10 protein-coding genes are annotated in these 10,566 nt (G+C 60.1%); 7 read left to right on the top strand and 3 right to left on the bottom strand.

Translation table 11 applies throughout. From position 1 onward, the window contains the following. Positions 1-85: 85 nt before the first annotated feature. A complete protein-coding gene (gene aroC / locus NKH05_RS02420) occupies positions 86-1,201 on the bottom strand; it encodes a chorismate synthase (RefSeq protein WP_352589006.1) in 1,116 nt (371 codons plus the stop codon). A gap of 37 nt (positions 1,202-1,238) precedes the next feature. Here aroC and NKH05_RS02415 point away from each other — a divergent pair, with 37 nt between their 5' ends. Next, positions 1,239-1,463: a hypothetical protein gene (locus NKH05_RS02415; RefSeq protein WP_352494383.1), complete on the top strand. Its 225-nt coding sequence runs from the start codon at positions 1,239-1,241 to the stop codon at positions 1,461-1,463. A gap of 15 nt (positions 1,464-1,478) precedes the next feature. Further along, on the top strand, positions 1,479-1,742 hold the full coding sequence (locus NKH05_RS02410) for a DUF1344 domain-containing protein (RefSeq protein ID WP_023716902.1): 264 nt from the start codon (positions 1,479-1,481) through the stop codon (positions 1,740-1,742). Positions 1,743-1,794: 52 nt separating this feature from the next. Here NKH05_RS02410 and NKH05_RS02405 read toward each other — a convergent pair whose 3' ends face one another. Further along, entirely contained in the window at positions 1,795-2,382 is a 588-nt protein-coding gene (locus tag NKH05_RS02405; protein ID WP_352788386.1) for a histidine phosphatase family protein, read from the bottom strand. A 31-nt stretch (positions 2,383-2,413) separates the two neighbouring features. Beyond that, positions 2,414-3,232: an enoyl-ACP reductase FabI gene (gene fabI / locus NKH05_RS02400; protein ID WP_031211054.1), complete on the bottom strand. Its 819-nt coding sequence runs from the start codon at positions 3,230-3,232 to the stop codon at positions 2,414-2,416. A 281-nt stretch (positions 3,233-3,513) separates the two neighbouring features. Here fabI and NKH05_RS02395 point away from each other — a divergent pair, with 281 nt between their 5' ends. The 5 genes from NKH05_RS02395 to NKH05_RS02375 all read left to right on the top strand — a co-directional run bounded on the left by NKH05_RS02395 (position 3,514) and on the right by NKH05_RS02375 (position 10,532). Beyond that, entirely contained in the window at positions 3,514-6,609 is a 3,096-nt protein-coding gene (locus tag NKH05_RS02395; RefSeq protein WP_352715670.1) for an ATP-binding protein, read from the top strand. Next, on the top strand, positions 6,609-7,757 hold the full coding sequence (locus tag NKH05_RS02390; RefSeq protein ID WP_352788389.1) for a YcaO-like family protein: 1,149 nt from the start codon (positions 6,609-6,611) through the stop codon (positions 7,755-7,757). Before NKH05_RS02395 ends, NKH05_RS02390 begins: the two co-directional genes overlap by 1 nt. Before the next feature lie 61 nt (positions 7,758-7,818). Beyond that, positions 7,819-8,487: a TfuA-like protein gene (locus NKH05_RS02385; protein WP_352788392.1), complete on the top strand. Its 669-nt coding sequence runs from the start codon at positions 7,819-7,821 to the stop codon at positions 8,485-8,487. 135 nt (positions 8,488-8,622) lie between these two features. Beyond that, positions 8,623-9,771: a gluzincin family metallopeptidase gene (locus tag NKH05_RS02380; protein ID WP_502899494.1), complete on the top strand. Its 1,149-nt coding sequence runs from the start codon at positions 8,623-8,625 to the stop codon at positions 9,769-9,771. A 29-nt stretch (positions 9,772-9,800) separates the two neighbouring features. Next, positions 9,801-10,532, top strand: a complete 732-nt coding sequence (locus tag NKH05_RS02375; RefSeq protein ID WP_352788396.1) for a hypothetical protein — start codon at positions 9,801-9,803, stop codon at positions 10,530-10,532. The last annotated feature ends 34 nt before the right edge of the window (positions 10,533-10,566 follow it).

The following is a 10,566-nucleotide window of genomic DNA, read 5'->3' as shown; positions in this document are numbered from 1 at the left end:
GGGAGTAGGGCAGTACGGGAGTAGGGAAAAGGAAAAAATTGCTGTCGCGGGAGCTGCATAACCTACTCCCCTACTCCCCTACTCCCTACTCCCTACTCCCTACTCCCCTCCCTGTCTGTCCCCGATGCCGCAGATAATGATCGGCAATGGCGCAGGCAACCATCGCCTCGCCGATCGGCACGGCGCGGATGCCGACGCATGGATCGTGCCGGCCCTTGGTCATGATCTCGACGTCGTTGCCGTCCTTGTCGATCGACTTTCGCGGCGTCAGGATCGACGAGGTCGGCTTGACGGCGAAACGCGCGACGATCGCCTGGCCGGTCGAGATGCCACCGAGGATGCCGCCGGCATTGTTGGACAGGAAGACCGGTTTGCCGTCATTGCCCATGCGCATCTCGTCGGCATTCTCCTCGCCGGTGATGCGGGCGGCCTCGAAACCGTTGCCGATCTCGACGCCCTTGACGGCGTTGATAGACATCAGGCCGGAGGCGATGTCCTGGTCGAGCTTGGCATAGATCGGCGCGCCAAGCCCCGCCGGCACGCCGTCGGCGACGATCTCGATGACCGCACCGACCGAGGAGCCCGCCTTGCGGATACCGTCCAGATATTTGGTGAAGACGGCGACCGACGCCGGATCGGGAGTGAAGAACGGGTTTTCGGCGTCACCGACGAAATTCCAGTTCCAGTTGGCGCGATCGATCGATCTTTCGCCCATCGACACCAGCGCGCCGCGCACCACCATGCCTGGCACGATTTTGCGGGCAAGCGCCCCGGCCGCCACTCGCGCCGCAGTCTCACGCGCCGAGGAGCGACCGCCGCCGCGGTAATCGCGCAGGCCGTATTTGACCTCGTAAGTGTAGTCGGCATGGCCCGGCCGGAACTGGCGGGCGATGTCGCCATAGTCCTTGGAGCGCTGGTCGACATTCTCGATCAGCATCGACACCGGCGTGCCGGTGGTGATCATCGTCTCCCCGTCCTCATCGACAATAAAGCCGGACAGGACCTTGACCTCGTCAGGTTCGCGACGCTGGGTCACAAAACGTGACTGGCCGGGGCGACGCTTGTCGAGTTCGGCCTGGATCTCGTCGCGAGTGAAGCGGATGCCGGGCGGACAGCCATCGACGACGCAGCCCAGCGCCGGCCCGTGGCTTTCGCCCCAGGTGGTGACGCGGAAGAGATGGCCGAACGTGTTGTGCGACATGGAACCAGCCCTGCCGGCGTCGGAGCCGGCCTAGCGCATGACCTCGAAAATCGGCGCGATTTTCGGAAAGGATCATGCGCAAAAAAAATCAAAAGTGCTACAGCGTTCGTTGCGCGCCCAGGAGGACGCGGCGCTGCAGCTTGCCTTCTATTGGCGTTTTCCACAGTGGTCAAACTGTGATCCGGCGGATTTAGTTTTGACACATTCGATTGGTTTCTGCTCAGTTCCGTTCCGTTGGACCGAGCCGCTGTACCGGCAATGATTAAAGAGGACGATGATGCGTATCCTGATTGGCGCTGTTGCCGCCACGCTGTTGATTTCCACCGCCGCCTTCGCCGGCCAGACCGAAGGCCTGATCAAGAAGGTCGACAAGGACGCGCTGACGCTGACGCTGGACGACGGCAAGTCCTACAAGCTGAACGCCGAAACCGATCTCGATGCGCTGAAACCGGGCATGGACATCGTCCTCGCGTATGACGTGACGAATGGCGAGAACGTCGTCACCGACATGGAACTGCCGGACACCGGATCGACCGAGTAGGGCGCGTCGGTGCCGGCCCGACCTGGTCTCAACATACGCTACCTCATCGGTCTCAAAGCCACTCCAGGCGCCGGCCGTCCAGCCTGAGCAGGCGGTCCTGCGGCACTTCCATGCTGACCGCCTCTTGTTCAGACATCCCCAGCACCAGGCGGAACAGCGCGCGCATGACGCCACCATGGGTCACGCAGACCGTCTGGCGATCGAGAGCGTCGAACCACGGCTTCACCCGTTCGAGCAGCATCTGATAGCTTTCGGCGCCTTCGCCGGGCGGCTGGAAATTCCATTTATCGAGGCGGCGGTGCCTGGTCGAACCGGGATCGTTCGCCTCGAGTTCGGCAAAGGTGAAACCCTGCCAGTCGCCAAAGCTCAATTCTACGAGTAGCGGCTCGGTACGATAGGCGTGCGGATCGAGCTTCATCGCCGCGCGCAGGCGCTCCATCGTCTCGCGCGTGCGCCGCATCGGGCTGGCGACAAAGTCGAAATCTTCGGGCTTGTCGATGAGTTCGGCCAGCCTACGCCCGTTGCGGCTAGCCTGCTCGCGGCCAAGCTCGTTGAGGTCGGTATCGGCCTGCCCCTGCAGCCGGGCCTCGGCGTTCCACGCCGTCTGGCCGTGGCGCACGATATAGACGAGCGGGTACATCAGGTCTTCCGGAAGAGGTCAGGCGGCGGCGTCAGTCCTTGACGGTAGAAATATCCGGCGCGTCGACCGCCTTCATGCCGACGACATGATAGCCGGAATCGACATGATGGATCTCGCCGGTGACACCGCGCGAAAGGTCGGACAGGAAATAGACGCCGGAATCGCCAACCTCCTCCTGCGTCACCGTCTGCTTCAACGGGGAATTGTATTCGTTCCACTTCAGGATGTAGCGGAAATCGCCGATGCCGGATGCGGCAAGCGTCTTGATCGGGCCGGCGGAGATCGCGTTGACACGGATCTTCTTGGCGCCGAGATCGACGGCCAGATAGCGCACGCTGGCTTCGAGTGCCGCCTTGGCGACACCCATGACGTTGTAGTGCGGCATCACCTTTTCCGCGCCGTAATAGGTCAGCGTCAGCAGCGAGCCGCCGTCGGTCATCAGCGCCTCGGCACGTTTGGCGATGGTGGTGAAGGAATAGACCGAAATATCCATGGTGCGCAGGAAATTGTCGCGCGTCGTCTCGACATAGCGGCCGGTCAGCTCGTCCTTGTCGGAAAAGGCGATGGCGTGGACGAGGAAATCGAGCTTGCCCCAATGGCTGGCGATATCGGCGAACACCGCATCAAGGCTGGCCGGGTCGGTCACGTCGCAATGGCCGGCGACATGCGCGCCCAGTTCCGCGGCAAGCGGCTCGACGCGTTTCTTGAACGCCTCGCCCTGATAGGTCAGCGCGATCTCGGCGCCATGGTCGACACAGGCCTTGGCGATGCCGTAAGCGATCGAGCGATTGTTGGCGATGCCAAGGATAAGGCCGCGCTTGCCGGCCATAAGGCCCCGTCCACCCGCCATGTCAGCGCTCTCCGCAAGGTTCTCTACTTTGTGGAGTGCCTATCGCACAGCCACAGTGCCCCTTCAAGCGTTCAAAGCGGACAGTTCGGGGGACAAAGCCGTTGAGTCCCGCCAACCCACAGCGAGAGGTCCTGAGGTTCCGGCGATCGCCGCTCTGTAATTTGTGCTCTGTCATACTTTTGATAGTATGCCCTGTCAGCGAGGGTGACATGTCGCATAAGAGCCGAGTTGATGTTCCGAAGGCGGGGACTGGCTCGCGCCTTCCGATCGGCAGGGAGTTGATGGACGACGGCATCGAGGCCCGTCACGAGCGGCGCGTACTAACCGCCCTTTGCTACGATCTCGTAGGCTCCACCGAGTTGCTCAGCCTGCTCGGCATCGAAGATTTTGAGGAACTTATCTTGGCGTTTCAAATGGCCGCCAGGAAAGCGATCGTGTCGTGCTCCGGAACCGTGAGGGTCGAGGTCGGCGACGGCGGCGTCGCTGTGTTCCCAGTCGATCTGGGTGCGAAGGATGCGGCGTCGCTGACGATCAGCGCCGGACTTGAGATCGTCAGGGCATGCAAGCTCCTTGCCGCGGAGAAAGGGAGGAGCGACCTACATGTGAGGGTCGGTGTGGCGACCTCGATGACGCTAATCCTGAAGGGGGATACCGCTGCAGCGCAGGACACGGTAACCGGCCCTGCATTTGCGCTGGCAACCAGGCTGCAGGCAATCGCCCGGCCAGATACCGTCGTCGTGTGCAACGAGACGCGCAATCTGACACGGCGCTCACACGTATTTAGCTTCTGCGGTTCTCACGTCATCAAAGGGTTCGCGCAACCCGAGCAGGTCTGGCAGGCGCTGAGCCACAAGCGGGGGGTAGACCGTTTCTTCGCGTTCGGACGCCTCACCAGCCCCTTGATCGACCGTGCGGATGAGGCCGAGCTGATACATGAATGTTGGAATGAAGCCGTTTCGGGACGTGGCCAAGTCATCGTGATCGAGGGCGAAGCCGGCATTGGCAAGTCGCGCATCCTACACGAGGTGCGCCGGCGAACGCGCTTCCAACGCAACAGGTTGCTCCTCTTCCAATGTATGCCAGGCGACTCGCGTTCGACGCTGTATCCACTGCGGCAGGCGATGCTGGGCAATTTCGACGACGGCGAGCGTGCACTCACCCCTGCGCTTGTGGCCGAGGTGTTCGCCGCAAATGACGTTCACGACGCCGAAGTCGTCGACATCTTTTCTTTTCTGCTCGGCGTGGAAGGCGCGAGGTCCGGTTTCCATGAGATGGATCCGGAAGTGGTCCGGGAGAAGGCCGATTGGGCTGCGCGCCATGCGTTACAAGCAACGTGCGCCAGTGGCCCAGTGGTCTTGATCGTTGAAGATATTCACTGGATCGACCTTACGTCGAAGCAACTGCTGGGTGAACTTGCAAAGCTGGTTCCTAGTTTCCCCGTGCTCTTGATCGCAACGGCGAGGCCGGGATGTGGCGACTGGCTGGACGATAAAAGCAAGCATGTCTTGCTCGCTCCCCTTGAGCATGCCGACACCTTGCGGGCAATCGCGACCATGTGGCCTCAAGGCAAGCGAGCGCCTGCGCCTGAGCTGATAGAGTTGGTCGAGCGCGTCACCGGCGGTGTACCCCTGTTCATCGAGGAAGTTTGCCAATGGATGGCGGAGAATGCCGCTAGCGGTACGGAGCAGCTGCCACAGGGCGTTTCGCTCGGCCGCGCGGCGGTGTTGGAAACAGTGTTGGATGCCCGGCTTGAGCCTCTCGGCCGCGCCCGCGAGGTGGCGCGTGCGGCCGCCGTCGCTGGCAACAGATTCAGCCTGGACTTGCTATCGGCGCTCTTGCCGGAATTTGACCCGGGCACAATCTCTGCGGCGCTCGATGCCCTGGCCGAGGCAGGCTTCGTACGCGCCAGGCACGCAGCAGCAACAGTGTACGCGTTTCGGCATGTGCTTATCCAAGAGACGATCTATAATGGAACACTGCGGAAACGGCGGCAGATCCTGCATCAGCGTCTTTACGCGGTGGCTAGTGACAACCGCAGCCTCGTTGGCTGGCTAACAACGGCAGCTCTTGCAGATCATGCTGAGCGAGGCGGCCTGCTTGACGAAGCGATCGGCGAGTTCGTCAATGCCGGCATGGAAAGCTCGTCCCGCTCGGCCATGGCTGAGGCAAGGCAGTTGCTCGAGCATGCCATTGCGCTTTGCGAGCAGGTTTCTGATCATGACAAACGGGATGCGCTGCGGCTCTCGGCGATGGTGGCGCTCGGGCCGATACTGACCGCCGTCGAAGGGCCAAATTCCGAGCACGCCCGCAGGCTCTATGACGACGGCGTAAAGATCGCACGGCGTCGGCCGATAGCGGAGCGCGCCAAGTGGTTCCCGATCTATTGGGGTTGGTGGTTCACGGGTTCGGTCGTTGACGGCGAGCGGGCGCAGGCCGTCGTCAGTGATCTACAGGAGGTTAACGACCCCGAGATTCAGCTTCAGGCTAGGCACTGCTTGTGGGCAGTCGATTTCAATCGCGGAGACCATGGTGGATGCATAACCGCGATTGATGCTGGACTGCCGCTCTATGACGTGGGCCAGGGGCACGCGAATGCCACGCGTTTTGGGGGGCACGACGCGCGCGTGTGCGGCTTGGCGCATCGTGCACTGTCGCTGTGGTTCTCGGGACGTGCAACGAGCGCTCTCCACTCCATGTCGGAGGCCCGCCGCTGGGCACAGCAGACTGGCCATGTCAGCAGCATTGCGCATGCCTGTATCAACGACGCGATGCTGAGTTGCTACCGCCGCGACTTCACTTCGTTACGTGACGTGATTGAGGATCTGCGACAGCTGACCGCGCTTCATCACCTGCCTTCGCTAGTCGTCTCGGCACAAATCTTCGAGGGCTGGTGCGATGGCAACGCTGGCCAACTCGAGCGGGGCAAGGACAAGATGCGTGAGGCCCTCGGCCTGCATGGACAAGTGCAGACACCCGAGGACGAGCCCGTCTATTGCGGCATGCTAGCGGAACTTCTCGCGCGCTCGGGTGAGATCAGTCACGCGCTTGCCCTGCTTCATTCGGCGGTGGCGCAGGCCGAGGCGGGTGGCAGCCGATATTGGCTGGCGGAACTACACCGGCGAATTGCACAACTTCTCGTCCTTGACAGGGCGGCAGCTGGCCGGGTGGCAGCTGCCCTTGAGAAGAGCCTCAATACTGCAGCCGAGCAAAATGCCGTGCCCATCCTCATCGCGGCCTACGAGACGCTCAGTGCGTCAAATCTCTCGCCCGAACTGCTTCGGCGCTACAACGACCGTGTCGAAGCGGCAAGGAAGTCGGTTGAGCCCGGCGAACCGCTGATCGTGAACCCTGAGCCGGAACTGCGGGCCAGCCGATAGTGGAACAATATGAGCGCCTTGGTCCTCCGGCAGACGAAGCGCTGACCTATCTGATGTCGATGCGACAAGCGTTGGGCATCACCCGTATTGCGGACATTACCGGCCTGGACCGTGTCGGCATCCCGGTCGTGCAGGCAACGAGGCCGTTCTCGTTTTCAAACGCGGTCGCGCAGGGAAAGGGCGCCAACCTAGCTCGCGCTGCGATATCGGCCATTTTGGAATCCGCTGAAAGCTTTTTCGCCGAGCGCATCGAACATCTTGATGCAGCTTACGCTTCGGCCAAATTACTACAGATACCCTACGGGCGATTTGAGATGTGGCTGCGAGAGCCCGCACGTGCTGATTGGCGCGGCCGAGAAATCGCTTGGGTAGAGGCGGAAAACCTGCTGGGCGGCGGCCGCGACTTCGTTCCGCTGGAATTGGTGCACACGGCCTATCTCGTACCGCCCAGCCCCTGTGACGGAATTTTCACGCCAACGACAACCGGACTGGCGGCCGCACTTGATGAAACAGACGCCATCACACACGGCATATTGGAGTGCGTCGAACGCGATGCGATCGCCCGCGCTCTCAAGACGCATGGTTTTCTGCAACGCCAGCGAATCGATCCAGCGACCATCCATGACGCAGGGGTCTTGGCTCTATTGGATGAACTTGCACGAAAGGACATGATCGTCGGCCTTTGGCTTGCGCCGTCGCCTGTTGGCCTGCCTGTGATTTGGTGCCATCTGATGGAGAGCAATCCTCGCGAGACGGCATTGCTCCATCTGCCAGCCGATGGCTCGGCCGCTGCGTTCGATCCGGCGGCAGCTGCCGTCCAAGCGATCCATGAGGCGGCGCAGGCGCGGCTTGCGGCGATTTCGGGTGCGCGCGATGACATGACCCGGGCGTCTTATCCGAAATATCCCGACTGGCAGCTTATCGAGGCGCACCGCCAGCTGATCACCCGCGGCTGCAAGGACGTGTGCTTCGCCCGCCAGCCTGCCTATCGAGCGGCGGGCGGGCAGACCTTGCGTGGCAGCCTTCTCGCGAGACTGGCGGAAAGCGGAATCAGCGCCGTGTATCTGGTCCGCCTCAACACCAGCCCTTGGAACCGACTGTCGGCCGTCAGGATAGTTATCCCCCAATTGTACCCTTTGGTGGAGTGAGCGGATGCGACCTCGGCTCGTTTTCACCGGCCCCACGCTATCGCATCCAGAGGCACGGCAGGTGGCCGACGTGATCTGCCTGGCGCCGGCGGTGCAAGGCTCAATCATAGCTGCGGTGCAGCGTTATGACCCCGCTGCAATTGTCATCATAGACGGCGCTTTCCAGGCTGAGCCGGCAGTGAGGCACAAGGAGATACTGTGGGCGATCAGCCAGGCCATCCCGGTGATTGGTGCCGGAAGCATGGGAGCCTTGCGAGCCGCCGAGCTTTACCCATACATGCACGGCGTTGGCCTTATCTATCGATGGTACCGCCGCTTTGCTTTCCTGCCTGACGACGCAGTGGCAGTGCTGTACGGTCCGAAGGCGGTGAATTTTTCGCCACTAACGCACGCTTTGGTTGATTTACGAATGACCATCCGCGCTGCTTGGAGGCGGAACCTGATCTCCACCGATTTGTCAGGAAAGCTTGAGAATGTGGCCCGGAACCTCAATTTTCGGGAACGTACGCTGTCGCGAATGGTCCGCGAGGCATTGCCGGAAGCCAGTGATCATGATTTCGAAGTCTGCCGGCAAATTCTCGCAGGAGCTTTCGTTCAGCAAAAGAAACGCGACGCACTGTCAGCTCTGCAATTTATGCGCGAAAATGCATTGGTGCCGGCGGAATTGAAGAATTTCAGAATGACGGTCGCGTTTGTCCAGGATTTGGAGGACGCCGGCTTAGCAATCTGACGACAGAGTTGCCGGTGATACTTGGTGCAATTTACGAAGTGCAGGCTTCGTGATAGTGTCGCAGACCATGGGAGGGGCCGCGCAGTGGGAGGGGCCGCGAAGTTGAACGCGCTCGATGTCGCCGGTCGGGCGGGGATGTCGGCTGGAACACGCTTCCTGCTATACCCACAAGCGCCTTACGTTTCTGGGTACGAGAAACCCGAGGTAGTCTGGATTTCAACATCGCCTGGTTTGATCCATCCGGGCCCGGAGGATCGTCGCATATACGTGCGTGATCCCGTGCTGGACAAGCAGCCGTACGAGTATCCCTACCTGCCGCCCTTCGTTGGCGCGTATTTCCCACCAGCCGAACCCGGCTTTGATGGTCATTTCGACCACCTCTCTCTTCAGTCGCGCCAGTTCCTGGCAGCGCATGCGTTCGCGGCTGCGAGCCGGGTGCTGGACATCTGGGAAAGCTATCTGGGCAAGCCGATTGTCTGGTACTTCGCCGAAACATACGAGCGGCTTGAGATCATTCCCTGGGTTGACTGGGAGAATGCGCAATCGGGGTATGGCTATCTGGAGCTTGGCCGCGAGCGTGGAGCCGATGGGCACGGCCATCCATATGCCCTAAACTTCGACGTGATCGCGCATGAAGTGGGTCACTCCATACTCTTTTCTCTCTTCGGAGTGCCTAAGAAAGGCCTGCAGGACGGCGACTTCGGGCCGTTCCACGAAGCCAACGCCGATCTTATTTCGCTGCTTTCGTTCCTGCATTTCGACAGCGGGATGGATCGTTTGTTACGGCACAGCCAGGCAAACCTGCTTGTCCTCAACGAGCTCAACCGCATCGCCGAACTGACGGGCGACCGCCAGATCCGCCTTGCCAGTAACTCGCGCAAGATGACGGAAGTGACCGAAGAGATTCATGACAGGTCCCGCCCCTTCACGGGAGCGGTGTTCGATACCTTGGTCGATCTCTACCATGCCGGCCTGGTGCGGCAGGGCCTGGCCGACGAGCGCCTGCTTCGCTTCGACATCAGGCAGGTTGGCGAAGCCGACATGCGGCACATCTCCAACTTCACGGGCGATGCATTCCGGGCCAGTCCATTCCTTTTCAAGACCGAGCTAATCAAGGCGCGCGACGATGTCGCGCTTGCGCTAGCGCGCGCGTGGGCGCGGCTCGATGCCGATCATCTCACATTCGCAGTCGCAGCCTCCGCCATCATCGAAGTGTCCGACCACATCCGCCCGGCGATAGCGGCAAGCTTCGAGGAGAACTTCAGGTGGCGGGAAATTTTATGAACTGGTGATTACAACGGAGGAGAAGCAACATGAGCGACGATTTTCACCGACCGACACTGACTTTTCCCGATGGCGCGTATAACGCCAGCCAAGCAAGGCTCTACGGCATCCCCGGGAGTCGTGGTCTCGTGTTCCCGGGGAGTTCAAAGGCCGTCGGCACAAACAACACAAGCATTTCTTCAAATATATCTATGGACGATCCAAAAGATGATGAGAAAACTAATGCAGAGGTTAAGAAAGCAATAGAGGAATTAAGAGGTACAGGGAAAAATATATTATCTGACGAAGAAGTATTTAAAAAACTTATTACCATACCTGCCTTTCCGTGGCCCATAGGACTGTCGTACCAAATTGCACTCGACACGAGAAAGTTTGGTAAAATAGCTTTATCAACATTGATAACAATAAAAGAGGCACTAGCGGAAGGACAATTGCTTTCTTGTGGGATTATTGTTGGTTATTCATATGAAGGACATTGCTATGATCTACCGAAACCGAAAATCATGTTAATCCCAGCCTTTCCTGAAAAAATCCCGCCCGACGATTGCGGCTATGACAAGAAAAATAACCAAAATGGGAGTGTGGAGGATAGATACATGCTTTGGATCGTCGACAAGCTTGATGAGTGCATTGAATTCGAAACGAACCAGGGGTTCGTCGAACAGATCGTTCTCGATGCAAATCTGCCCGGCAAGCGCTCGCCCACGATGTATGCTTCCCGGATGATGATGGGGCACCGCGGGGGAAGACTTGGCGACTGATAGGCGCGAGTGCGCGCATGACCGATCGCGAGTT

This window comes from Mesorhizobium sp. M1399, from assembly GCF_040317735.1.
In the GTDB taxonomy this organism is placed as follows: Bacteria; Pseudomonadota; Alphaproteobacteria; order Rhizobiales; family Rhizobiaceae; genus Mesorhizobium.
The sequence above is the reverse complement of the archived record's forward strand: the minus strand, read 5'-3'. Positions and strand labels throughout refer to the sequence as shown.

Bases quoted from the DNA above. Each gene is read 5' to 3' on its own strand.
- aroC (WP_352589006.1), bottom strand. From the start codon at position 1,201: ATGTCGCACAACACGTTCGGCCATCTCTTCCGCGTCACCACCTGGGGC.
- NKH05_RS02415 (WP_352494383.1), top strand. From the start codon at position 1,239: ATGACCTCGAAAATCGGCGCGATTTTCGGAAAGGATCATGCGCAAAAA.
- NKH05_RS02410 (WP_023716902.1), top strand. From the start codon at position 1,479: ATGCGTATCCTGATTGGCGCTGTTGCCGCCACGCTGTTGATTTCCACC.
- NKH05_RS02405 (WP_352788386.1), bottom strand. From the start codon at position 2,382: ATGTACCCGCTCGTCTATATCGTGCGCCACGGCCAGACGGCGTGGAAC.
- fabI (WP_031211054.1), bottom strand. From the start codon at position 3,232: ATGGCGGGTGGACGGGGCCTTATGGCCGGCAAGCGCGGCCTTATCCTT.
- NKH05_RS02395 (WP_352715670.1), top strand. From the start codon at position 3,514: ATGGACGACGGCATCGAGGCCCGTCACGAGCGGCGCGTACTAACCGCC.
- NKH05_RS02380 (WP_502899494.1), top strand. From the start codon at position 8,623: ATGTCGGCTGGAACACGCTTCCTGCTATACCCACAAGCGCCTTACGTT.
- NKH05_RS02375 (WP_352788396.1), top strand. From the start codon at position 9,801: ATGAGCGACGATTTTCACCGACCGACACTGACTTTTCCCGATGGCGCG.